This window comes from Plantactinospora sp. CNZ321 (assembly GCF_004217235.1).
This window is the reverse complement of sequence record NZ_SHKQ01000001.1, coordinates 1,308,332-1,330,698: the sequence shown is the minus strand read 5'-3', so window position 1 is coordinate 1,330,698 and position 22,367 is coordinate 1,308,332. Positions and strand designations below refer to the sequence as shown.

The following is a 22,367-nucleotide window of genomic DNA, read 5'->3' as shown; positions in this document are numbered from 1 at the left end:
CAGCGGGGGAGGGTGGAGCGGGGTCCGCGGGGCCGGACTGCCCGGCGATACCGGTCACCACCGCTGAGGGTGCCGTCGACCACAGTGCTCGGCCCCCGTCGCCCGTGCCGGTCGCCCCCGTACATCCTCGGCTCAGCAACGGATCCGTTCACGTCAGCCTCGTTCCCCTCGGCTCCGACTCGGCGAGCGACGACCCCTTGCTCCGGCGCAGAGACGCCTTGCTCCGGGCGCAGAGTAGAGCAGGGCGTCGCCCCGTCGCAAAGGCACCCCCGCCGCTGTCCACCCGCCGGTGCCGGTGCCGGAGCCGACGGCGGTGGCCTGGCGGTCCCGGCACCGGGTCGGGTTCACCCGAGGAAAGCGCTGATCGAGCGGCGCAGGCCGGCCGGGTCGAGGCCGTGCCATCGGGCGTGGTCGGCCGGCTCACCGTAGCGCCGCAGATCGGTGCGACCCACCCCCAGCGACAGCGACCGGTGCGGTACCCCGCCCAGCGCGGTGCCGAGCAGTGCACTGGAGGTACCGGCCAGGTACGGCTCGACCAGTACCACCGCCGCGGGGGTGCCGGCCGAGCTGGCCGCCCCGACCAGTTCCCGGAGTCCGACGACGTCGAACGGGCGCGGCGTGTGGGTGTATCCGACCGTCACGTCCAGCCCGGCGACCGCCGCCAGTACCGGGCGGAGCATCGGGCCGACCGCCACCACCACGGCGGCGCCGGCCGAGCCTCGCCGGACCACCGCCAGCCGTCCGGCCCCGGGCAGCGGTCCCTCGTTGACCTGAGTGGAGAGCCGTACGTAGACCCGGTCGTCGTGCCGGGCGGCGGCCCGGAGCAGCTCGGGTACCTCGGCCGGATGCCCGGGCACGTGCACCGTCCAGTCGGTGAGGGTGTCGAGCAGGGCCACGTCGCCCGGGGACATGTGGGTGCGGCCCATGCTCGCCCCGTCGTACGACGCGCCGACGGTGACCACGACGGCCCCGACCCCCTGATGGTCGAGATCGAGCTTGAGCTGCTCGTACGCCCGGTCGACGGCGAACGTGGCGTACGAGTGCACGATCGGGCGCAGCCCGGTCAGGGCGAGCCCGCCGGCCACCCCGACCATCAACTGCTCCCGGATGCCGACGTTGAGCACCCGGTCCGGGTGTCGCCGGGCGGTGGGCGCGAAGGCCGAGGCCGAGATGTCGGCGAGCACGACCGCAGTACGCGGGTCGTCGTCCAGCAGCGCGCTGGCGGTGTTGACGAAGGTGTCGCGCATCGTCGGTCACTCCTTGGGGTCGACGACCGCGACGACCACGTGTGGCCGGTCCGGTCGGGTGGCGGTGAGGGCGTTCTCGATCGCGGTGTGGTCCCTGCCGTCGACCGTGGCGGCGGACCAGCCGTGCACGGTGAACCGGCTGGCGATCCCGCCCGGCCAGCCGTGAGTGGCGGACCGGTTGTCGATCACGATCGCGGTGAGCCTGTCGAGCCCGGTCGCGCCGGCGTACGCCATCGCCTCGTGGTTCGATCCTTCGTCGAGTTCGGCGTCGCCGAGCAGTACGTACACCCGGGGTTGGGTCAGGCCCTGGGCGCGGAGCCCGAGCGCGGTGCCGATGCCCAGCCCGAGGCCGTGGCCGAGCGAGCCGGTGCCGATCTCGACCCCCGGGACCAGCATCCGGTCCGGGTGGTGGCCGAGCCGGCTCTCCGGACCGGCAAGGTCGTCGAGCCAGTGTTCCGGGATGAACTCCTTGGCGGCGAGCACCGCGTAGTACGCGGCCGGTCCGTGCCCCTTGGAGAGCAGGAATCGGTCCCGGTCCGGGTCGTCGACGGTCGCCGGGGAGACCCGGAGCAGCCGGTCGTAGAGCACCCAGAGCACGTCGAGGGTCGAGTGTGCGCTGGCGGCGTGTTTCTCGTCACCGGTGAGCCGGCGTAGCAGCGGCCCGAGTTCGACCGGCGGGCCGGTGCGCCGGACCTGCGGTGCGGATCGCCGGGTGGGGCTACGCCCCGGTGCGGTTGTCGTCGTCATTCCCCTACCCTGCAAGTTGAAGTGCGCTTCAACTCAAGAGCAGAGGATCGCGAAGGCATGACGAGGGGGATGACGTGCGGCAGGAGGCCCTGACCATCGGAGAGCTGGCCGCCCGTTCCGGCGTGGCGACCTCGGCGCTGCGCTACTACGAGCGGCTCGGGCTGATCCAGGCCGGGCGTACCGGGGGCAACCAGCGGCGCTTCGAGCGGGCCGCGCTGCGCCGGGTGTCGTTCATCCGGATCTCCCAGCAGCTCGGGGTGTCACTGGAGGACATCCGGGCGGCGCTCGCCGAGCTGCCGGACGGGCGTACCCCGACCAAGGCCGACTGGGCGCGGCTCTCGGCGAAATGGCGCCATCGGCTGGACGAGAAGATCGACCTGATGGTCCGGCTCCGCGACAACCTGAGCAACTGCATCGGCTGTGGCTGCCTGTCGCTGCGCAGCTGCAACCTCTACAACCCGGGCGACGAACTGGCCGCCCAGGGCGCCGGCCCGCGCCGGATGCTGCCCGCCCCGGTCTCTGAGCGAGGTGACTCAGTCGACGGTGAGTAGCACCTTGCCGACATGGTCGCTGGAATCGACGATCCGGTGCGCCTCGGCCGCCTCCGACATCGGCAACCGCCGGTAGATAACCGGGCGGACCATGCCCGCCTCGACCAGCGGCCAGACCTCCTCGCGTACGCCCCGGACGATCGCGGCCTTCTCCACGGCGGGTCGGGAGCGCAGCGCGGTGGCGGCCACCGACCCCCGCTTGGCCAACAGCGCGGCCAGGTCCAGCTCGCCCCGGCGGCCGCCCTGAAGGCCGATCACCACGAGCCGGCCGCCGGTGGCCAGTGCCCGGACGTTACGTCCCAGATAGGACGCACCCATGATGTCCAGGATCACGTCGGCGCCCCGGCCGTCGGTGAGCCGTTCCGTCGCCTCGACGAAGTCCTCCTCGGCATAGTCGATGACGCCGCTGGCGCCCAGCTCACGGAGTCGGTCGTGCTTGCTGCCCCGTGCGGTGGCCAGCACGGTGGCGCCGAGGGCCGCGCCGAGTTGGACCGCGAAGGTGCCGATGCCGCTGCCGCCGCCGTGCACCAGCAGCGTCTCCCCGCTGCCGAGCCGGGCCAGCTGGACCACGTTGGACCAGACCGTGCAGGCGACCTCGGGCAGCGCCGCCGCGTCGGCCAGGTCGACCCCCGCCGGTACCGGCAGGAGCTGCCCGGCCGGCACCGCCACCCGTTCGGCGTAGCCGCCGCCGCTGAGCAGCGCACAGGCCGGATCGCCGACGCTCCAGCCGGTCACCTCGGCGCCGACCGCGCTGACCACCCCCGCGCACTCCAGTCCCGGGTACGGCGGGGCACCCGGCGGAGGCGGATAGTGTCCCTGGCGTTGCAGCAGGTCGGCCCGGTTGACCGCGCTCGCCCGGATCTCGAGCATCACCTCGTCCGGCGCCGGAGTCGGGTCTGGCACGTCGGCCCAGACCAACGCGTCGGGCCCACCCGGCTGCGGGATCGTGATCGCCTTCATCGCTCCAGTCTTACCCGATCCGGCATGCGTTCGAAGCCTCGGCCCGGAATCGGTGGTCCCGTGCCGGGTACGCCGGTCGATCCGGCCGGGACCCGTCGAGGGCCGCCGGGGTCGGTCGGCGGCTCCCCGGCCGGGTACGCCCGGTCGGCGACCGGCCATGGCACACTAGGCACGGCCGTGGACCGTCGGATCGACCACCGCGGCACCGGGAGGGCTCGCCTAGTGGCCGATGGCGCTGGTCTTGAAAACCGGTAGGGCGGCAACGTCCTCGTGGGTTCGAATCCCACGCCCTCCGCGCTTTGTTGGTTTCCCTCCTCTGCGGGTCAGGCTCCCTGCTCACTGCTCCCGCCTCCCCGCTTGCGGTCGTTTCGGCTGTCCGGGGGCTGTTCCGGTACCTGGGAGATGTTCCACACTCGGTTGACTGCCACGCGGTAGGTACCCCTACGCTCTACGCGTAGTAATCGCACAGTGATTCTGTGTGCACAACTTCTGTGGAAATCGGCGGTACGGGGCCGCTGGCGACGGTCACGCCCGGGTGGGCGTACGGAGTGAAGCGAGGGCGCCATGGAGCTGCGGCTCACCCCGGTGCAGGTGCGGAACCGACTGATCCTGGTGGCCCGGCGGATCGTCGCCGACCACGCCCCGGACGCGGAGGGGATCTGCCGCACCTGCGGCGTACTGCACTGCGAGGCGCTGGCGGCGGCCCGCGGCTATCTGGCCCGAGTCGAGCAGCCACGCCGCCCGTTGGTGGTCGAGATCCACCGTCGCGCCGCCGTACCCCCGCCCGGCGTCACCCCCGGCCAGCTACGTACCGCCGCCCGGCTGCGTGCCGGGGCGGACGAGTCCCGACCGGACGGACGGGGTGGGCGACAGTGGGCGCAGGTGGCCGGCGGCGAGGTGCGCGCGGGTGGTTACCCGTCGAACGGGTAGAAAGGGCACGAGGCCGGTTTTCGGCCCGAGCCACCCGCCACGCGGAAAGGACTCGCGATGACTCTCGACCGACCCGTTCCACCCGACCCGTACGAGCTGCTGCCGACCGTTCCGGCGTTCACGCTGACCAGCGACGACGTGCAGAACGGCGAGCCGATGGCCGCCGAGTTCAGCCACCCGAGCGTCGGTGGCGCGAACCTGTCGCCGCAGCTTGCCTGGACCAACTTCCCGGCCGAGACCAGGAGCTTCACGGTCACCTGCTACGACCCCGACGCGCCCACCGGAAGCGGATTCTGGCACTGGGTGCTGGTCAACGTACCCGTCGAGGTGACCGAGCTGCCCAGGGGAGCCGGGCAGACGTCGTCGGCCGGTGTCCCGGGTGCGTTCAGTGTGCGCAACGACTACGGCGAGCAGACGTACGGCGGCTCAGCCCCGCCGGCCGGGGATCGCCCGCACCGGTACGTCTTCGCCGTGCATGCCCTTGATGTGGAGAAGCTCGACCTCACCCCGGAGGCGAGCCCGGCGTACGTCGGTTTCAACCTGGCCTTCCACACCCTGGCCCGGGCGGTGATCCGGCCGACGTACCAGGTCAAGGGCTGAGGCTGGCGGCGGGGCCGGCATCCGGGAGATGTGCCGATGCCGGCCCGTGGCCCGTGGTGGCTTCAGGCGGGCACTCGGGCGACCGCGAAGACGGACTGGCCGAACGGGGGGCGGACCACCCGCTCGGCGGCCTTGGTCACCGGCAGGACGAGAGTGTCGTACACCTTGACCATCGGCCCTTCCTTGGGCATCAGCCGGAAGACACTGGTCGCCATGTAGTAGCCGAGCAGACCCAGCGCGTTGGCGTAGTGCAGCGTCTCGACCTCCAGGCCCGCCTCTTCGAGGGCGGCCCGCATGGTCCTCTTGGTGTAGCGCCGGACGTGCCCGGTGGCGATGTCGGCGGGACTCATGGCGAACTCGAAGGCCGGCACGATCAGCACGACCGCCCCGCCGGGCCGGACCAGGTTGCGCATGCTGCGCAGCGCCCCGACGTGGTCCTCGATGTGCTCCAGCACGTTGTAGGAGACGGCGGCGCTGTAGTCGCCGTCCTCGGTGGTGGGCAGCAGCATCTGACGTACCTCGATGCTCGGCTCGCCGGCGAGGCGTTCCTTCAGAGCGATCAGCCGGTCCGGGTCGGCCTCGGTCGCGGTGAACCGCTCCAGGAACGGCGCCCACTCGATGGCGTAGTCACCCAGGCCACTGCCGATCTCGATCGGGTTGTCCCCGAGGTAGGGGAGGGCCAGCTCGACGAACCAGCGTCGGTGGTTGACGGCGGTGGCCAAGCCTTCAAGCACCTCTTCCTGAATACGCTGATCTCCAGTTATTTCTGCCATGCGTAGATCCCTCACGCTCTGACTCGACCTGCACTGGACCGACAGAGTGAACCATCTACGACGACCGTAGGAAAATTGGGGCACTCGTGCGAGCCGAACTCGTGACTTCAGGCATCGGTTGTGACCAGTTGAGGGTTGTTTTGGTACAGACCATCCGAACATAACCCGAAGAGGTGTGACCGGCATGTCAGGGCGGTAACAGTCCAGCGTCGATCTCCCGCGGCGGTTCACCACGCCCGGCGACGTCCGGGAACGCGGCGCCGGTGTGGCCCGCTGCGGCCGCGGCCCGGCGGTCAGGGGGTACGGATGCAGCAGCCGGCGCAGACCTTGGGCTGCGGCAGGGTGAAGGCCAGGCAGCAGGTCTTGCGCTGGACGGTCAGCTCGCCGGTCGGGCCGGGCACCAGCTCGATCAGGTCCGCCACACCGAGGGTGTCGAGCAGCGCCCCGATCGTCTCGGCGGAGCCGCCGGGCAGCGCGTCGGCGGCCCGCAGCACGCCGTACGCCACACTCGACGCGACCGAGCCGAGCAGCGTACGGGCACCCACCCGCACCTGCTGGTGCAGTGAGTCGAGCATCGGGGTCAGGTGCGTGTCGAGCAGGGACGAGCGCAGCGCCGCGAGCAGCTCGGCCTCACCCAGCACCACCCGCACCTCGGGCAGGCCGTGCAGGGCCAGCGGGTCCGACGGAAGCACCGCGATCTCGGTGGAGCGGCGCAGGCCGAGGGTGAGCAGCGGCCGCTGGTCCTCGAACCGGATCAGTACGTCCGACGGGCGCAGCAGCGGCACCCGGCGCGCGGAGGCCCAGCCGAGCACCACGGGCAGGAGCAGCCAGTATGTGTAGGACTTCCAGGCCAGCGCGGCGGCGGCGTGCGAGCTGGCGCCCAAGCGGTGCCGGCTGACGGCCAGCAACTCGGGCAGCCGGGTGCCGTCCACCAGCTCGGTCGCCGGGGTCCAGCCGGTCTCGTCGGAGATCAGCAGGCCGGTCGCGAGGCCGGGCAGATCGTCGGTGCCGAAGGCGGCCCGCAGCGTGGCGGTCACCGGAGCCAGTGGTGTGGCGGCCCGATCGCCGATCAGGATCGTCACGCTTGGTCGCCGTTTCGCAGCGGTCCGAAGGGCGGACAGGTGCCCGGCACGACGTCCGCAAGCGGACTGGTCTGCCTCGATGCCACCTGGATCAACCCCCTACGTCTGACGACTGAACGTCACCCTAGCCTACTAAGGCAAGGCTAACCAGAGTCGGGAGGTTTCGGGTGCCCGACCGAGATGTTTTCCCGACACGTCGCGGATCCGACCGGGACGCGAGGTTGCTACGGGGCGCGGATGGTGATCTACGAGGCCCGGAATGTCAAGCCATTGTCGTTAACGCGCCAGTTCTGTCAGACTGGCCGGCTCGGCCAGCAAACTGAGATTCCCGGCCAGAGGAACCTGATGACCACGCCAATCGAGCGGGCTGCCGACTCGTTCGCGGCCGAGCTTTCCCGCCGGCGGGTCGAGCGGGGCATGACCAAGAAGCAGCTCGCGGCCCGGATGGGGTTCGACCCCTCCTACGTCAGCCATGTCGAGGGTCGGCGGCACCGGCCGACCGAGGACTTCGCCCGGCGCGCGGAGGCCGTACTCGGCGCTGCCGGAGCGATCTGGCAGCGCTTCCAGGAGTACGACGAGCTGCGGCAGGCCCGCTCCAGCGCCGTCGCGCACCGCGACCCACCCGTGCCCGAACAGTGGATGCCGCCCGGCACCGGCCTGATCGTGGAACAGGAGACCGCCACCCTCGCCTACCACGAGGGCGCGTACCGCTGCGTGATCCGGCGGGCGCTCTACAACGCCGGGACGGAGCCGGTGACCCGCTACCTGGTACGGATCGCCGTGGATCGCTACCCCAACGACCCGGCCCGGTCCAACCGGCACCACCGGCAGAATCCGCTGACCTTCGGCGAACTGGACCTCCAGGCGTTCTGCGACGACCAGGGCAGCCGCGAGCCGATGGAGTGGCGCAAGAAGCACGACCGGGACGCGTTCAAGGAGGTGTGGCTGCTCTTCGAGAACGGCGACGGCCGGTTTCCGCTCTATCCGGGCGAGCGAATCACCACCGAGTACTCGTACCGCGTCAACCAGGACAAGTGGGGGCAGTGGTTCCAGCGCGCCGTACGGCTGCCCACTCGCCGGCTCGCGCTCCGGCTCGACCTGCCGATCGACCTCGACCCGCAGGTCTGGGGCGTGGAGACGTCGCTGTCGGCCGAGGAGGGGCCGCTGCGTACGCCACTGGTCCGGCACGACGAGGACGGCCGGGCGCTGTTCGAGTGGTCGACCGACGACCCGCCGCTGAACGCCCGATACCGGCTGGAGTGGCGTTACCGGGCCCAGCCGACCGCACCCGCCAGCACGCCGGCCGAATCGGAGGGCCGGGCCAGCGACCGGATGCGGGCCGCCGGCATCGTGCAGCTCGGCGCCGACCTGCTCCGCCAGCCGGCCCGGCAGTTCGACCTGCCCCGGGACGACGCCCACGCCCGGGAGGTGGTGACCCGGCTCCGGGCCGCCCTGGAACGCCTCGACGAACTGCACCCGTTCAGCAAGGGGGTCGGGCTCGCCGCGCCGCAGATCGGGCTCCCCTGGGCAGCCACCGTGGTACGCCCACCGGAGCGGGACGCCGAGCCGGTCGTACTGCTCAACCCCCGGGTGGTCGACGCCGCGCTGGAGACCGACGAGCAGTACGAGGGCTGCCTCTCCCTCTTCGACCTCCGTGGCCTGGTCGCCCGGCCGCTCCGGCTCGACGTCGAACACGCCCGCTGGGACGGCAAGCGCATGATCACGTCGTTCGAACTCGCCATGGCCCGACTGGTCGCCCACGAGATCGACCACCTGGAGGGCCGGCTCTACGTCGACCGGATGGATCCGGAGGTCCCACTGGTACCGATCGAGGAGTACCGGGACACCGGCAACCCCTGGCGCTACTGAGCCGGCTCGGCGCGGGCCGCTCGGCGCGGGCCGCTCGGCGCGGGCCGCTCGGCGCGGGCTGCTCGGCGCGGGCTGCTCAGCGCGGGCCATTGAAACGGGAGCCGGGTCTCCGTGCCCTGCGGGTAGGGCACGGAGACCCGGCTTTGGGGGAGAGGGAGGGTGTCTAGAGGTCGCCGAAGGCGTCGTACCGGATGTTCTCCGGGGGCACGTTGTCGGCGGCGAGGGCGCGCAGTGCGGAGCGGACCAGGGTGGCCGATCCGGAGACGTAGCAGTCGTGGGTGGTCCACGGGCCGTACCGGGCGAAGACGTCGGTGATCTCGCCCCGTTCGCCGTCGAAGCCCGGATCCGCGCTGCACACGGGAATGACCGACAGCCACGGGTGTGGGGCGGCGAGATCCTGGAGCTCGGTCAGCCCGTACAGGTCGTCGCGGCCGGCCGCGCCGACGAAGACGTGCATCCACCGGCTGCGGTTGTAGGAGGCCAGTTCCTCGGCGAGCGCCTTGATCGGAGCCAGCCCGACCCCACCGGCCACGCAGAGCACGTCCCTGGTGGAGGACCGGTCCAGCGTCATCGCCCCCATCGGGGCGGCCACCCGCAACAGGTCACCGACCCTGACCCGGCGGACCAGGGCACTGGAAACCCAGCCGGCACCGACCGCCCGGACGTGGAACTCGAGCGTGTTGTCCGCGCGCGGGGCGTTGGCGATCGAGTACGTCCGCCAGAGGCGCGGCTGGTAGCGCGGCACCTCGACGCTGACGTACTGGCCGGCGCGGTAGGGCAGGTGGTGCTGGAGTGGACGGCAGGTCAGTACGGCGACGTCGCTGCCCCGGCGTTCGTGGCCGATCACCTCCGCGTGCCAGAACGGCGGGTTCGGGTCGTCGGCCGCGCCCGCCTGCATGCGCTCGGCGATCACCCGGTACGCGTCCCGCCACGCCTGGTCGTACTCCACGGTCCACTGCTCGCCCGCGGTCTCGCGCAACGCGGCCAGCAGCGCGCTGCCCATCGTGTCGTAGTGCGCCGGCCTGACGTGGTACTTGCGGTGGTCGCGGCCGAGCGAGCGGAGGTACTCGTCGAAGCTCTCAGGGTCGTCGATGGTCTGGACGGCGGTCACGATCGCCTCCAACAGGCGGTCCCGCTGGCCGTCCATCTGCACCGGAAAAAGTGTGCGCAGGGCGGGATCGGACAGGAACATCCGGGCGTAGAAGTATCCCGCGATCTTGTCCCGTCGATCTTCGACGAGGGTCCAGCTCTCCTTCAACAGCTGCGCGAGGTTGTCCATGACACCTTCTCGGTCGGGGCCACTGCGCGGATAAGAATGAATACCGTGAGTCAGGGTTGGTCGCACAGAATGTGCGATCGAAGGCCAATCGCCCGTTGTCGGAGAACCGACTCCGGGCGGGAGCCGAAATGCCTGCGGACCGGCCGGGAAGTGTGCGATGCCAAATCCGACGTACCCGGTTCGCCGTCGGTTCGGTAGCGGAGGCCGGCGCGGACACCGGCGCGGAGGCCGGCGCGGAGACCGTTGCGGACGCCCCCGGCGGACGCTCCGATCGGGCACAGTTGTCGGGTGACGGTTGATCTCGCCCGCCCGCTCTCCCGACGCGTGCTGGGCCCCGAGGTGCTCCTGGTACTCGGGCTGTCCCTGGGGCAGTCCGCCGTCTACTCGGCGGTGACGATCATCGCCCGGCTCACCGCCGACCGGCCGCTGTCCCAGCAGACCGCCACGCTGAACGCCTCCCAGTCGACGCGGCCCTGGCTCGACCTCACGTACCAGCTCCTCGGGATCTTCTTCGCCCTCGTGCCGGTGCTGCTCGCCGTACACCTGCTGAACCGGGACCGGACCGACCCGACCCTGGGCCGCGACGGGTTGCTCGCCCGGGACGCGCTGCCCGACCAGGTTCGGGGCGGTGCCCGGGAGCTGCTCGGCCTCGACGGCCGGCGACCCGGCCGCGACCTGGCCTGGGGGGCGGCGCTGGCCGCAACGATCGGCCTGCCCGGACTCGGACTCTTCTGGGTCGCCGCGCACCTCGGCATCAACGCCAGCGTCGTCCCGGCCAAGCTGCCGGACCTGTGGTGGGCGGTCCCGGTCCTCGTCCTGTCGGCCGCGCAGAACGCGATCCTCGAAGAGATCGTCGTGGTCGGCTACCTGATGACCCGGCTGCGCGAGATGGGATGGCGGATCGGCGCCGTCATCGCCGCCAGCGCACTGCTGCGCGGCTCGTACCACCTGTACCAGGGCTTCGGCGCGTTCGTCGGAAACGTGGTCATGGGAGTGGTGTTCGCGCTGTTCTTCCTGCGCGGCAGGCGGGTGCTGCCGCTGGTGGTGGCGCACACCCTGCTGGACGTGGTCGCCTTCGTCGGTTACGCGCTGCTGCCCGAGGAGTGGTTCGACTGGTTGTAGGCGGTGGGCTCGCCCCCGACCGTCACCCCGGACGCTCGGCGGGGTTCGACCAGCCCGGTCCCGAGCGGTAGTACCCGACGGCCCGGGCGGCGAGCCGTTCGGTATCGCTCGAACTCAGCATCGCGGCGGCCAGCGTCATCGCCCCGGGCAGTCGCCGTACAGCCAGCCGCAGCGCCAGCCAGTTCACGGTCCGGGCGGCCACCGGCGCGGCCAGCCGCCAGCCCGCCTCGGCCAGCCGGCTCGGTTCCGCGTCGACGCCCTCCGTCGAGTCGTCGTCGGCGGCGGCGGCCGACCCGGGACGTTCCCGCCGGCCGGCGAGCGCCTCCTCGGCGGCGTCCAGGGCCGCCCGCGCACTCGCCACATCCGGGTGGACCCGGGTCAGCACCAACAGGTCGACGGCCCGCTCCGGCCGGGTCGGATCATGGTCGTACGCGGCCGCCAGGTGCAGCACCAGACCGGCCTGAGCCCAGGTGACGGCGACCAGCTCGGCGAGCGGGGCGAGTATCCCGGTCGCCGTGGACAGGGCCCCGCCGGTCGCGGCGAGCCGCACGTACCGTCGGGTGGCCAGCCGGACCAGGCCGTCGGCGGTGGCGCCCGGGTAGGCGGCCCGGACCGCTGTCGCCCAGGCTCGGGCCTCCGGGCCCAGTCCGCGTACCGCGGCCAGGGCGAGCAGTTCGGGAGCGTACCCGGGGTGGTCGAGGATCCGCCGGGCCGTCGAGGTCCGCGCCTCCGATCCAGGCGTACGCCCCGAGGCTGCCCGACCCGCCCGATCCATCCGATCCGCCCGGACGATCACGTCGGGTGCGCCGACCGGGTACGACGTACCGACACCGGTCGGCCCGCTCGGCGTGCCGGACTTCTCGTCGGGAGGATCGGTCCGTACCGCCATGCCGGTCTGTTCCGCCATGCCGGTCTGTTCCGCCATGCCGGTCTGTTCCGCCGTGCTGGTCGGCCCGTCGGTGTCGGTCGGCCCGGCGGTGCTGGTCGGCCCGGCGGTGTCGGCATCGGCGGAGGTCGTGGTTTCGCTCACGGGGCTATCCGCGGGGTCGGTGGTCTCGGGCGCCTTCTTCGGGGCGGTCTTCTTGGCGAGGTTAGCCTTCTTGGCGGGGCCTGCCTTCTTGGCGGCGGCCTTCGTCACGGTGCCGGCCTTCTTAGGGGCTGCCTTGGTCGTGGCGGTCGCTTCCGTGGCGGCGGTCTTCCGGGCGGTGGTCTTCTTCGTGGGGGTCGCCCTCGTGGCGGCGGTCTTCTTGGCGACGGTCTTCCTGGTGGTGGTCTTCCTGGTGGTGGTCTTCTTCGCCGGACCGGCCTCGCTGGCGGTGGCTTCGGATCCGGCCGCCTTCGTGAGGGCGTTCTCTGCGGCGGTGTCGCTGGCGGTCGCTCCACCGGCCGGGCCGGCAGGCCCGACCGGCGGAGAGGGCGCTCCGCCGGCGGTCCCCTCGTCGGGCTTCGCTGCCGCTTCCCTAGCGGCTCCCCCGGCCGCCTTTCTGGCCGCTTTCTTGGCCGGAGCCGGAGCCGGAGCCGGGTCGGTTGTCGGGGCTGTGCCGGCGGTCGGCGCACCGGTCGGTGTCGCCATGGCCGGCGGAACGCGATCGGCCCGGCCTAGGGCCGACGACGGCGTGGCAGGAGTCGGCTGCGCGACTGCTTCGGGTGATTGAGTAGGTCGTGCGGGAGGCCGCTTGGGCGGCAGCGGCTCGGGCTCGGCTGGTGGCTGGAAGAGCACAGTCGGTGGCGTCTTGCGGGCGCGTGGCAGCCGGGGCGGCACCACGGACTGGTCGGGCGTCTCCGTCGAGGGTTCCGGGCCGGAGGTGAAGGCGGCCCTGGCCGGGCCGGAGCGGCGCGTCGACTTCGGCTCCGGGCGGCGGCGTGGCGGTTCGGTGGGCGGCTGCTCCTCCATATCATGTGAGCCTAGTCTCGGTGGCGGATCGGCACCGAACAGGAATCGGTGGAGGTCTCGGCGGTGACCGCCGGGCGTGATGGGGCTGGCCACGGTGGTGCACGGGCTGTCCGGGAAGTCGCTTTGCCCCGCCGGGTCGCTGCCCTGTATCCTCGACCGACGTGGTCTGGTGGGACCACGGGGAGACTTCGCCTAGTCTGGTCTATGGCGCCGCACTGCTAATGCGGTTGGGGTCTTAAAGCCCCTCCCGGGTTCGAATCCCGGAGTCTCCGCGCTTAGGTCGGTGTGTAGACTGACCCGGCAGTTGCGCCCGTAGCTCAACGGATAGAGCATCTGACTACGGATCAGAAGGTTAGGGGTTCGAATCCCTTCGGGCGCGCCACTTGAGCAGGGAATATAGCCAGTCAGCTATGTTCCCTGCTTTCGTATGAGTCGCGTGTGGGTCACGGTTGTGACCCACGTTTGCGCAGCTCAGGGGCGCTTTTTCCCGCTCGAGCGACCTCTCGACGGCCGAGCACCCTCGGAGCACCCACGGTCCCGTGAACCGGGGACGCCAAGAAGGCTTGTGCTTGTTTCCGCAGGTAGCGGCCCTACCCTGTGGCGCACCGGCAACACCGCTGCGGCCTGGCACATCTGATTACCTGTCAGATGCTCCACGCAAGATCGACAGTTTCGACCGAGTCGACCTGGGCTGGACACCGGTCTGACGCCGATGCCGGGCATCGAGGCCAGGACCTCGGCGAGAGGGTGCGTGTCGGGCATCCTGTCCACCTCGCAGTGACCCGGTCGTCGGTAAGGCGGGGAAGACCGTTTCAGCGGTCTGGCTGCACCACGATGGGTTTCCTGCCGGCAGGTTAGGGCCGGATCGGTGACGCCGTGTCAGCACGCCAGTAGTCCCAGCCGCAGGAGCTCCTGCGGCTGGGACTACGTACGACCACTGGACCTGATGACTTCTGGGAGGGAGTTGTCCGGCAAGCTCCTGGTGGTTGGTAAGCCGCCGGCTGGTGAGCACTCGTTGCGCCTTCGCGCTCCGAGAGGTTCGGCACCGTGACACCCTCAGCCGGGGTGTGTGCTTCGGCGGCCTTCGAGCTCCTGCCCCGGGAATGTCCGGTTCCGGACGCGGCCCGGTCTTCGCCATCGCGGTTCCATCGTCGGTGTCTCGGGTGCGATCGATCTGTCGCTTGACCTCCGCACCGGGCTTGCCGGCCTCGATGAGGTATGAGGCGGTGACTTCGGCTGCCTTGTGCGCGGCTGGCGGCAGGACGGTGGTGTAGATGTTGGCGGTGACGCCGATATTGGCGTGTCCGAGCTGGTGCTGGACGGTCTTCATGTCCGCGCCGGCGGAGTGCGCGAGTGAGGCGGCGCCGTGTCGGAGGTCGTGCAGCCGGATCGGTGGGAGTCCGGCGCGGTTGACCAGGAGCCGCAGGCGTTGGGTGAGATAGCCGGGGTGCAGTGGTAGCCCGTCGGGACTGGTGAACACGTAGCCGCTGTCGTGGCACACCTTGCCCGCGCCGACGCGTCTAACCCTGCGTTCCTGCTGCCGTTCACGCTGTTGCCTCAGTGCCCGCACGGTGTGCTTGTCGAGCGCGACCAGGCGGCGGCTCGCCGCGGACTTCGGCGGGCCTTCGTGCACGTCGTACCCGGCCGTGGTCCGCTGCCGGACCACCGACAGCTGCCCCTCGTGCAGGTCGACGTCGGCCCATCGGAGCCCTGCGGCCTCCCCGCGTCGCAGTCCGCGCAGCGCGATCAGCCACCACAGGGCGTAGAGGGTGTCGTCGCGGACGTAGTCGAGGAAGCTGGCGAGCTGCGCGGCCGTCCACACCGCGATCACGGGGCGCTCGCCGGTGGCCTTCCACTCGGCGACGCGGGCCTCGGTCCACACCAGGGGCTGGGGGCGTTCCCGAGGGGGTAGTTCCATGCCCCGGGCCGGGTTGTCGGTGATCAGGCGGTCGCGCTGCGCGCGGCTGAGAGCGGCCCGCAGGGTGGCGTGAATGTGCTGCAACGTGCAGACAGTATGCGGCTGGTCGGCCCGGTTGCGGGTGGCGGCGATCTGCGTGAAAGCGGCGTCGAGTTGTCGTGCGTCCAGTTCGCCGAGAATCAAATGTCCTATGTGGGGGATCAGGAAGTTCTCGATGTCGCGCGTGTAGTGCATTTTCGTCGTGGGTCGGATCCGTTTCCGGGTCGACAGCCAATACCGTAGCCATCGGGCGACGGTCCACGACTGGCCGGCCTGCTTCTCTCGTGAGAGCGCCAGCAGTTCGTCGCAGGCCCGCCGGGCCGCCTCCTCGGAACGGTAGCCGCCCCGCCGGATGCGCTCGACCTTGCCCAACACGTTCCTCGTCGAGCACTGGAAGTACCAGCTCCCGTGATCGGGTTCCGGTAGCTTCGGGCACGCGTTGCCCAGCGGGCGGCTGGTTCCGGGGCGGAGACAACCACACCGTTTCACGGTCACGCCGTTGCTGTTCATGGCTTTTGTCCTTTCGGTCCGGTGTCACACCTACTGACGAACGAGCAGCCCGATGAGCATCTGATTCCGGCCGATGAATAGATTCGGTATTGGAAACGGCCATGCCAGACAAGCGCTGAGGTCCCGGGGACTGAGGCGCGACGGGTCAGGGTTTTGGGGTGCGGCGAGCGCATCGCTCGTCCGCACGGGTGCCTACGTCGGCAGGGGTTCGCGACGGGCCGGCTGTGGACGAAGGCACGCCGGTCTGGCCGGAGGGCGCCCCTCGGGTATCAGAGGCCCGGCCCGGGCGCACGCAGTCAGCGAGACCGCAAGATCAACCCGTTTTCGTGCCCGAGGCCGCCATTGGCCTATTCGAGGAAGAACTCGGCGAGCAGATCAGCGGCCTTCTTGCCCAGATCCCCACCGACGTCGAGCTGAGCACCGATCGCTCGGGCCTGGTGGCTGACGGGCAGGCCGCCGACGGGCATGGCGTATAGGAATCGACTACCGGGGTGACCGAAGGCTCTCTGTAGCGACGCGCATGCAGGTCCGCCACTGCCCTGCCAGATCAGGATCTTCGTCCATGTGGCTGTAGGCACCGAGCACGCCGAGTCCACCGATCGGCACGTCCGCGAAGGCATCGAGGAAGGTGTGCACAAAGGGGTGTTCGCCGTCCCAGTCGGATACGAACATCCGCTCAGGCTGCTCACGCAGTACCTCGCCGAGGCGGTCATGTGCCGCAAGCTCGGAGTACAGCAGCTCGCGGTCGTTGGGGGCCGCAACGCCGATGGCAGCAACGACAACGGTCCGGCCTCCGAACATCACGTCGGGCCGATGCGCCTGGTACCGCAGCGGAGCGTGTACGAACGCGGCACTCGGCGATCGGACCATAGGGGCCCGTCCCGACGGCAGCAAGCCCACGAGTTCCGGACGCGCCACGAACGCTTGACTACGAGCAGGACGACCCGGACTTCTGATGTCCTGAGTCCGTAGTTACCCGTTAGTCCTGGTATGGGTGATGGTCGTGGGCCTGGTTGGCCCTGCAGGAGTTGACGGACGCCGAGCGGGAGGCGTTGAAGGCGTTGACGCGCGTCGGTCTTGATGGTGCCGAAATCAAGCCGGTTACGCCGCGCGGGGCGTGACTTGACCAAATTGGGGGAGTCGAGCGGCGATCGGACGTAGCCAGCGCGACCGAGCCCTGGGTGTGCGTGGCAGTCCGAATCGACTTGCTCGGAGGGTAGACGTGCGTGCTTATCTTCTCATCGGAAACCAGGCCATCATTGTCACTGAGGCTGCAGCCGCCCCGACCCTGAATGAAGACGTGTTTCGGGTGCCGATAAAACTGCTCGATCCGGTCGCGGTTGATCGGACCACGGGGGCGGTGAGAGACGTGGCGGCGTTTGTTGACCTCGAGTCGGATGCCTCGAGCAAGCTCCTCGCGGCGGTGCAGTCGGGGATTGGCGAGGCGCGTCCGGTGGCGGCGGTGCTTGCTCATCGGGCTACAGAGGTTGAAAGGCTGAAGTTCGGGTCGTCACGGTAGTTCGGGGTCGAGGGTCATGCCGGTGTTGGCGAAGAAGCCGGCGAGGAGGTCGGTCTGTTGCTGGCAGGCGCGTAGCCGTTGTCTGACCAGGTCGGCGAGGTGGTCGACGCCGTGGGCGGCGATGTTGGTGAGGCCGCGTTTCATCCACCGCCAGACGCCCTCGGTGGGATTGAGGTCGGGGGCGTAGGACGGCAGGCGGATCACGGTCAGCCACGAGCGGGCGGCGATCAGAGCGTGCATGCGGCGGCTGACGTGCACGTTGAGGTTGTCCCAGATCAGCACGATCGGCGTTCGCAGGCGCTGGTGGGCCTGATCGAGGAAGGCGATGTAGTCGTCCTCGCTGAAACTGCCGCGTTCGCCCGCACGGCCGCGGTGTAGCCGGGTCCGCCACATCAACCGGCCTCGTTGTCCGGGCTTGAGGCAGACCAGGCCGGCGATCGAGACCCGGGCGGAGCCCTTGCCCGAGACCTCGACCAAGGGCGTGTGTCCGCGCCGGGCCCAGGTCTTGCTCACCGGCGGCCGCAGGACCTGACCTGCCTCGTCCTGGAAGCAGATCCAGGCGTCCCGCGCCGCCGCTAACCTCTTACCGACGGCCACCGCCCGCGGTGCCAACTCGCGATCGCCTCGGGGTCACGCTCGACCGCCCGCCGGGTCGGGACCTGCTGGCTGTAGCCCAGGCGGTGCAGCAGATAGGACACCCCACGCAGCGTGTAGTTGACCGCGAAACGGCGTTCGATGACCTCGGCGACACGGGCCAGGGTCCAGCGGGCGTCCTCCCAGCCGTGGGCAAGAGGACCTTCATCGAGCATCTCCGCGAGTTCCTTCCGCTGGTCAGCGGAGAGCTTGCAGTCCGAGCCACCCGGCCCGGTCGACGCCAGGGCGTTCGTTCCGCCGGCTACCCATCTACGTCGCCACTCACGGACGGACTTCTCGGAAACCCGCAGCTCAGAAGCGATCTGAGCAGTCGGTTTGGACTCTTCGAACATGGTCGCGGCCAGGATCCGGACCTTCTCACGCCGGACCCGGGCTGCCGCGTTCATGCCACCACCAGCCGGATACCTCATCACCCCGACCTACCCAAACCATCGACGCAGATCACGCGGGCACGTCGAACGACGTCAGCCTTTCAACCTCTGTAGCCGCCGTGCGGTGGCAGTCGGTCCGTTCGTTGATGCGACTGCCGCCCGCCGATGGTGGAGGGCGCCGCGCAATCGCCTGTCTGGAAACGCGGCGATGTCGATGGTGGTCGTCCCCCTCCTCGGCGTCGTGCCGAACGCCGAGGAGGGCGGACCGTTGGGTTTCTTGGAAGGCTAGTTGCCTGGTCAGAGGTGGCAAACGACGCAGCCGGCCTCGTCGTTCTCGTCGTCGTGGGCATCAGCAAGGACTTCGATGAGGGGCAGGTTGCGGCGGGGTCGGCTGGCGGCACGAGCGAGTGCCGTCTGGTGCCGTTGCTCGATTTCTTCACGTCTGGCGAGCAGTTCGCGAAGCGACTCACCCTGCGACCAGGTGTACTGTCGGCCCTGCATGGCGGTGTCGGCGTACTTGACCTTGTCCTCGTACTCGACCGCTCGTTCGAACAGGTCGGGGTGCCGGTCGGCGAGACCGACCCATTCGTGCTTGCGCTGGAAGAAGCAGAAGTAGCAGCCCGAGCGGGTGCGCCATTCGTAATAGGCGGGCAGGCCGATGCCGGACTCCTCGAGGATGGCGTTGACACCGTCGCGGTCGATGCCGTCCTCGCGGAAGGGGAATACCGCCTTGATGTTGGGCTTGGTGCTGACGTAGCCGAGGCGGTTCTCGTCGGCACGAATGGCGACGTAGGAGATTGCCTGGTCGTTGCCGAGCCAGTCCTCCAACGGTTTGATCTTGAGGTTCTTGGTGCACCAGCGCATGCTCGCGCTCGGCAACGTACCCTGATACACCTGCAGCCAGTGGTCGAAGTCGCGGGAGGCATTGAGCCGCACGATCGGCTTGCCGAGGGCGGCTTCGAGCCGGTTGAGGTAGTCGTACGTCTCGGGCAACTCTGCGCCTGTGTCGCAGAAGAAGTACTCCATGCCGGGCACCTTGCCCCGCATGTAGACCGCAAGTGCGGAGGAGTCCTTGCCGCCAGAGATGCCGAGTACGTGGCGAATCTTTGTTGGAGTGCGCTGCCGCACGATGGTCATGAGACGGCATCCTTCCTGCTGTCAGGGGTGGCTGCGACGCCGGAGTCTCCGATGAGGGCTTCCGCAAGCATCGCGAGCAAGATCCGTTCTCCCTGGGCGCCACCAAGGCTATCCCGGGCTCCCGACAAAACGGTGCGGGCGAGCTCGTGGGCTTTGTCTCGAAGAGCATCAGGGATGTGGATTTGTACATGTTCCTCGCGCCCGTCCAGGCCAGTTAGGGTGAGCAGCCGGACGCTGTAGGAGTGCGAATCCTCCTGGAGGTGTTCGGTGGGGTAGAGGTGGTTGACACGACTGAGGTTCCTGGCCATCGCCGCAGCCTGTTGCGGGAAGGCGCCGGCGTCGCTGTCGCGCCAGTCGGCCATCCCGCGCCCGGCTATACGCACGATGGCCATGTCCAGCCACTGACCATTGCTAATTTCGTCGTCATGAGTGATGGCGATGAGCCCTCGTAGACGCGCCTCTGCCAGCGGTGCATCTACGAGGGTGCGGGTGTGATCGGCCAGGCCCTGCCGGAGGCCCGCCAGCGTCGCCGGTTGGGCGAAAGCGTCGGCGAGGTCGGCAATGACGCGCTGCCTCAGGCTGCTCTCGATGCCGGCGATCTCCGCTAGGACCTTGGCGAGCGAAGCGACGTATTGATTCGCCTGCTGCTTATCCGTTGCACCGCGTCGTGGGATCGGTGCGAGCCCGAGTTCCCTCGGCAGGGTCTCGAAGATAAGAACGTCCGGTTGTCGTGCGTCTTGGAGCGCGGCTCGGACGGCGCGAGCTTCGGGGCTTACGATGCCGGTGTTCTTGGCGTACGGAGTCAGCACGCGCACCCGATCGAGCAACTCCCGCGCGACGGCGAGTAACGCAGCGTTCCGGGCGCCGCGACGAGGCTTGTGTTCGGCTGGCGGGACGTGTCCGAGCTCGCCGTGCAGCCTCCGGTTGTTGTACCAGCCGATGTACTCGACGCTGGCCATTTCCAGGTCGTCGAGGCCGCGCCAGGGCCCCTTGTTGCGGACGAGTTCGGCTTTGTACAGGGAGTTGAACGCCTCGGCCATGACGTTGTCGTAGGAGTCGCCCTTGGAGCCGACCGAGGCGACGGCGCCGGCCTCGGCCAGCCGCTGGGTGTAGCGAATCGCTCGATACTGGACTCCACGGTCGGAATGGTGGACGAGTCCGCCCAGGTCAGCGCCTTGATTCTCGCGGCGCCAGATCGCCATCTTCAACGCGTCGAGGGCCAGACCGGTGTAGAGACTCGTGGACACCTGCCAGCCGACGATCATGCGGGAGTGCACGTCGAGGACGAACGCGGCGTACACCCAGCCCACGCTGGTGCGCACGTAGGTCAGGTCCGCGACCCACAGCTGGTTCGGCCCGGCTGCGGTGAAGTCCCGTCTGACCAGGTCAGCAGGGCGGCTGGTCTCGGCTGCCGGGCGGGTCGTGCGTGGCGACTTGTCGCGCAGCAGCCCACGCAACCCGGACTGGCGCATCAGCCGCTCGACCGTGCACCGGGCCACCCGCACCCCTTGGCGGTGCAGCTCGTGCCAGATCTTGCGGGCGCCGTAGACGCCGTAGTTGGCCGTGTGGACCTGCTCGATCATCGCGGTCAGCTCCTCGTCGCGCCGACAGCGGGTGCTGGCGGGGCGGGTCTTGGCGGCGTAGTAGGTCGACGGTGCGATCTGCGCCGGCGTGTCTTCGAGCGCCCGCAGGACCGGCTGGACACCGTGTTCGGCCTTCTGGGAGTCGACGAAGTCGACCTTCACCGCGACGGACGGTCCAGCTCCGCCGCGAAGAAATTCGCCGCGGACTTCAGGATCTGGTTCGCCCGCCGCAGCTCACGCACTTCCCGTTCCAGGGCGGCGATGCGTTCGGCGTCGCCGCTGGCGGTCCCCGGCCGCTGCCCGGCATCGGTCTCGGCCTGCTTCACCCACGTGCGCAACGCCTCCGGATGAACCCCGAGCTGACCGGCGATCCGCCGGATCGCCCCGACCGCGGACGCCGGATCCCGGCGGGCCTCGACAGCCAATCGAGTCCCACGCTCACGCAGCTCATCGCTGTACTTCTTTGGTGCCGGCATCGCTAGTGTTCCTCCCAGGTTTCGATGTCTCCATCAAACCCGGTGCGGAACAGTGTGTTCAGCGCCGCGACCGGGGGCGGTAGTCCGGCCATGCGTATCACGCCTGGCAAAAACTTCAAGTCGCATTTTCTGAACCACAAGACGCTGCTGCAGGGAGTAACTGGGAATAGATATTCGACTGTTGCTCAAGGTGGACCCAAGTTTTTGGATGATCTCTCAATGATGGTTGAAAATGGTGATTTAGCCTTCGTTAGCTGGGGTACACTCAAACAGGGTCAGCCTGCCGGGAAGATTTATCGTGGACAGGGGCTTACGTTGGTTACCACGGCTGACAACCAATTTTGGACACTCCTTAGGACCGGGGAGGGTCTAGATAAAGCCATCGTGATGGTGCCGGGACCAACTGGGTAGATTGGAACAGTTTGATCAAGCGAGATGGATCTGATCTAAATTGGGTTGCTGACCTGGTTAGACGCCATTCGGTAATGGAGGCTGTGCTGGTTCCCGCTTTTGTGGACCTCGATACCTCGCCTAGGCAGGTGAAGTTGTTTCCGAGGAGCGTGTTTGTTGAATCTAAGTCCGGCTATCTGATCCTAAATATCGATGATGATTCCGGCCAGGTGCAACTTGCGGAGGGTCAGACTCTGGAAATCCCTCCAACTTTGCAGGCGGAGCCATCGATTGAACCTGTGTTCGTAGACTTATCGCCCAACTACCTGAGTGGGCCGCACTCGCTGCGGTGCTCGAGCGTACTGCTGTATTTCGATGACGATTCGAGCGTGTCTGAGAATCGATTCAGGGCAGTCGGACTTCGGTCCGACAGCAATCGGATTTTGTTGTTTGATCCACTGTGGCCTGCGGGAATCAGGATTGGAAGTGAATCTGAAGCGATCCGGCTTCATGATGAAATTTCTAACGGTAGCTCTGCTGAACTGACGATATGACGATTTGAGCTGCAGGAGTTGGATGAACAGCGGGTGCCTAGCCTCGATAATTCGTGCGCCCAGCGGACCTGGAGGTGAGTGTGTAGCTCAGCTGCAGTCGTAAGCTCGTCGTCGCCTGCCGGTGTGAGTCCGGTCCGGGTAGCTGCCAGGAGGCCCGGTAGC

General features: G+C 69.0%; 20 protein-coding genes, 3 tRNA genes and 1 pseudogene. 11 read left to right on the top strand and 13 right to left on the bottom strand.

Features of this window, described 5'->3' with window-relative positions:
• Window positions 1-344: 344 nt before the first annotated feature.
• Window positions 345-1,247, bottom strand: a complete 903-nt coding sequence (locus EV371_RS05840) for a transketolase family protein (RefSeq protein WP_130461142.1) — start codon at window positions 1,245-1,247, stop codon at window positions 345-347.
• Between the two features lie 6 nt (window positions 1,248-1,253).
• Entirely contained in the window at window positions 1,254-1,994 is a 741-nt protein-coding gene (locus tag EV371_RS05835; RefSeq protein ID WP_130461141.1) for a transketolase, read from the bottom strand.
• Between the two features lie 74 nt (window positions 1,995-2,068).
• On the opposite strand from EV371_RS05835, the gene soxR reads away from it, so the two are divergent.
• Entirely contained in the window at window positions 2,069-2,545 is a 477-nt protein-coding gene (soxR, locus tag EV371_RS05830; protein WP_130461140.1) for a redox-sensitive transcriptional activator SoxR, read from the top strand.
• Here soxR and EV371_RS05825 read toward each other — a convergent pair.
• Window positions 2,528-3,505 carry a zinc-binding dehydrogenase gene (locus tag EV371_RS05825; RefSeq protein ID WP_130461139.1) on the bottom strand — a complete coding sequence of 326 codons (978 nt, stop codon included), beginning with the start codon at window positions 3,503-3,505 and terminating at the stop codon, window positions 2,528-2,530. The two genes, soxR and EV371_RS05825, sit on opposite strands and share 18 nt — an antisense overlap.
• A gap of 208 nt (window positions 3,506-3,713) precedes the next feature.
• On the opposite strand from EV371_RS05825, the gene EV371_RS05820 reads away from it, so the two are divergent.
• The 3 genes from EV371_RS05820 to EV371_RS05810 all read left to right on the top strand — a co-directional run bounded on the left by EV371_RS05820 (window position 3,714) and on the right by EV371_RS05810 (window position 5,035).
• Window positions 3,714-3,800: transfer RNA gene (locus EV371_RS05820), tRNA-Ser, on the top strand.
• A gap of 269 nt (window positions 3,801-4,069) precedes the next feature.
• Window positions 4,070-4,435: a hypothetical protein gene (locus tag EV371_RS05815; RefSeq protein ID WP_130461138.1), complete on the top strand. Its 366-nt coding sequence runs from the start codon at window positions 4,070-4,072 to the stop codon at window positions 4,433-4,435.
• Between the two features lie 57 nt (window positions 4,436-4,492).
• Entirely contained in the window at window positions 4,493-5,035 is a 543-nt protein-coding gene (locus tag EV371_RS05810) for a YbhB/YbcL family Raf kinase inhibitor-like protein (RefSeq protein ID WP_130461137.1), read from the top strand.
• Window positions 5,036-5,097: 62 nt separating this feature from the next.
• Here EV371_RS05810 and EV371_RS05805 read toward each other — a convergent pair whose 3' ends face one another.
• Together EV371_RS05805 and EV371_RS05800 are read right to left on the bottom strand one after the other, a co-directional pair.
• Window positions 5,098-5,808, bottom strand: a complete 711-nt coding sequence (locus EV371_RS05805; protein WP_130461136.1) for a class I SAM-dependent methyltransferase — start codon at window positions 5,806-5,808, stop codon at window positions 5,098-5,100.
• A 293-nt stretch (window positions 5,809-6,101) separates the two neighbouring features.
• Window positions 6,102-6,881, bottom strand: coding sequence for an IucA/IucC family C-terminal-domain containing protein (locus EV371_RS05800; protein WP_130465686.1), 780 nt, complete (start codon window positions 6,879-6,881; stop codon window positions 6,102-6,104).
• Window positions 6,882-7,232: 351 nt separating this feature from the next.
• Between EV371_RS05800 and EV371_RS05795 the strand changes: the two genes are divergently transcribed.
• A complete protein-coding gene (locus EV371_RS05795; RefSeq protein WP_130465685.1) occupies window positions 7,233-8,759 on the top strand; it encodes a peptide deformylase in 1,527 nt (508 codons plus the stop codon).
• A 163-nt stretch (window positions 8,760-8,922) separates the two neighbouring features.
• On the opposite strand, the gene EV371_RS05790 is transcribed toward EV371_RS05795, so the two are convergent.
• A complete protein-coding gene (locus EV371_RS05790; RefSeq protein ID WP_130461135.1) occupies window positions 8,923-10,038 on the bottom strand; it encodes a globin domain-containing protein in 1,116 nt (371 codons plus the stop codon).
• 288 nt (window positions 10,039-10,326) lie between these two features.
• Between EV371_RS05790 and EV371_RS05785 the strand changes: the two genes are divergently transcribed.
• Complete coding sequence (locus tag EV371_RS05785; RefSeq protein WP_130461134.1) at window positions 10,327-11,160, top strand: CPBP family glutamic-type intramembrane protease; 834 nt, start codon at window positions 10,327-10,329, stop codon at window positions 11,158-11,160.
• A gap of 22 nt (window positions 11,161-11,182) precedes the next feature.
• Here EV371_RS05785 and EV371_RS05780 read toward each other — a convergent pair whose 3' ends face one another.
• Window positions 11,183-12,190, bottom strand: a complete 1,008-nt coding sequence (locus EV371_RS05780) for a hypothetical protein (protein ID WP_130461133.1) — start codon at window positions 12,188-12,190, stop codon at window positions 11,183-11,185.
• A gap of 19 nt (window positions 12,191-12,209) precedes the next feature.
• On the opposite strand from EV371_RS05780, the gene EV371_RS33300 reads away from it, so the two are divergent.
• From EV371_RS33300 to EV371_RS05765, 3 genes are all read left to right on the top strand, one after another.
• Window positions 12,210-12,815, top strand: coding sequence for a hypothetical protein (locus tag EV371_RS33300; protein WP_165436616.1), 606 nt, complete (start codon window positions 12,210-12,212; stop codon window positions 12,813-12,815).
• A gap of 420 nt (window positions 12,816-13,235) precedes the next feature.
• Window positions 13,236-13,326 (top strand) — tRNA-Ser (locus EV371_RS05770).
• A 34-nt stretch (window positions 13,327-13,360) separates the two neighbouring features.
• A tRNA-Arg gene (locus EV371_RS05765) sits at window positions 13,361-13,436 on the top strand.
• Between the two features lie 255 nt (window positions 13,437-13,691).
• On the opposite strand, the gene EV371_RS05760 is transcribed toward EV371_RS05765, so the two are convergent.
• Window positions 13,692-15,521, bottom strand: a complete 1,830-nt coding sequence (locus EV371_RS05760; RefSeq protein ID WP_486484502.1) for a site-specific integrase — start codon at window positions 15,519-15,521, stop codon at window positions 13,692-13,694.
• A 483-nt stretch (window positions 15,522-16,004) separates the two neighbouring features.
• Window positions 16,005-16,325 carry a hypothetical protein gene (locus EV371_RS05755; protein WP_130461132.1) on the bottom strand — a complete coding sequence of 107 codons (321 nt, stop codon included), beginning with the start codon at window positions 16,323-16,325 and terminating at the stop codon, window positions 16,005-16,007.
• A gap of 418 nt (window positions 16,326-16,743) precedes the next feature.
• Between EV371_RS05755 and EV371_RS05750 the strand changes: the two genes are divergently transcribed.
• Window positions 16,744-17,040, top strand: a complete 297-nt coding sequence (locus EV371_RS05750) for a hypothetical protein (RefSeq protein WP_130461131.1) — start codon at window positions 16,744-16,746, stop codon at window positions 17,038-17,040.
• Here the strand turns inward: EV371_RS05750 and EV371_RS05745 are convergent.
• The 4 genes and pseudogenes from EV371_RS05745 to EV371_RS05730 all read right to left on the bottom strand — a co-directional run.
• Window positions 17,032-17,637 (bottom strand): transposase, encoded by a 606-nt coding sequence (locus EV371_RS05745; protein ID WP_486484501.1) that lies wholly within the window; start codon window positions 17,635-17,637, stop codon window positions 17,032-17,034. The two genes, EV371_RS05750 and EV371_RS05745, sit on opposite strands and share 9 nt — an antisense overlap.
• Window positions 17,616-18,080, bottom strand: a complete 465-nt coding sequence (locus EV371_RS05740; RefSeq protein WP_486484500.1) for a winged helix-turn-helix domain-containing protein — start codon at window positions 18,078-18,080, stop codon at window positions 17,616-17,618. Before EV371_RS05740 ends, EV371_RS05745 begins: the two co-directional genes overlap by 22 nt.
• 282 nt (window positions 18,081-18,362) lie before the next feature.
• Entirely contained in the window at window positions 18,363-19,202 is an 840-nt protein-coding gene (locus EV371_RS05735) for a phosphoadenosine phosphosulfate reductase family protein (protein ID WP_130461129.1), read from the bottom strand.
• An 881-nt stretch (window positions 19,203-20,083) separates the two neighbouring features.
• Window positions 20,084-21,261, bottom strand: a pseudogene (locus EV371_RS05730) (IS3 family transposase); the annotation flags it as partial.
• A 485-nt stretch (window positions 21,262-21,746) separates the two neighbouring features.
• On the opposite strand from EV371_RS05730, the gene EV371_RS05725 reads away from it, so the two are divergent.
• Window positions 21,747-22,205, top strand: coding sequence for a hypothetical protein (locus EV371_RS05725; protein WP_130461128.1), 459 nt, complete (start codon window positions 21,747-21,749; stop codon window positions 22,203-22,205).
• The last annotated feature ends 162 nt before the right edge of the window (window positions 22,206-22,367 follow it).

Coding starts and splice junctions, on each gene's coding strand:
- EV371_RS05840 (WP_130461142.1), bottom strand. CDS start 1,247: ATGCGCGACACCTTCGTCAACACCGCCAGCGCGCTGCTGGACGACGAC.
- EV371_RS05725 (WP_130461128.1), top strand. CDS start 21,747: ATGGAGGCTGTGCTGGTTCCCGCTTTTGTGGACCTCGATACCTCGCCT.
- EV371_RS05790 (WP_130461135.1), bottom strand. CDS start 10,038: ATGGACAACCTCGCGCAGCTGTTGAAGGAGAGCTGGACCCTCGTCGAA.
- EV371_RS05760 (WP_486484502.1), bottom strand. CDS start 15,521: ATGAACAGCAACGGCGTGACCGTGAAACGGTGTGGTTGTCTCCGCCCC.
- EV371_RS05810 (WP_130461137.1), top strand. CDS start 4,493: ATGACTCTCGACCGACCCGTTCCACCCGACCCGTACGAGCTGCTGCCG.
- EV371_RS05825 (WP_130461139.1), bottom strand. CDS start 3,505: ATGAAGGCGATCACGATCCCGCAGCCGGGTGGGCCCGACGCGTTGGTC.
- EV371_RS05835 (WP_130461141.1), bottom strand. CDS start 1,994: ATGACGACGACAACCGCACCGGGGCGTAGCCCCACCCGGCGATCCGCA.
- EV371_RS05735 (WP_130461129.1), bottom strand. CDS start 19,202: ATGACCATCGTGCGGCAGCGCACTCCAACAAAGATTCGCCACGTACTC.
- EV371_RS05805 (WP_130461136.1), bottom strand. CDS start 5,808: ATGGCAGAAATAACTGGAGATCAGCGTATTCAGGAAGAGGTGCTTGAA.
- EV371_RS05740 (WP_486484500.1), bottom strand. CDS start 18,080: ATGAACGCGGCAGCCCGGGTCCGGCGTGAGAAGGTCCGGATCCTGGCC.
- EV371_RS05815 (WP_130461138.1), top strand. CDS start 4,070: ATGGAGCTGCGGCTCACCCCGGTGCAGGTGCGGAACCGACTGATCCTG.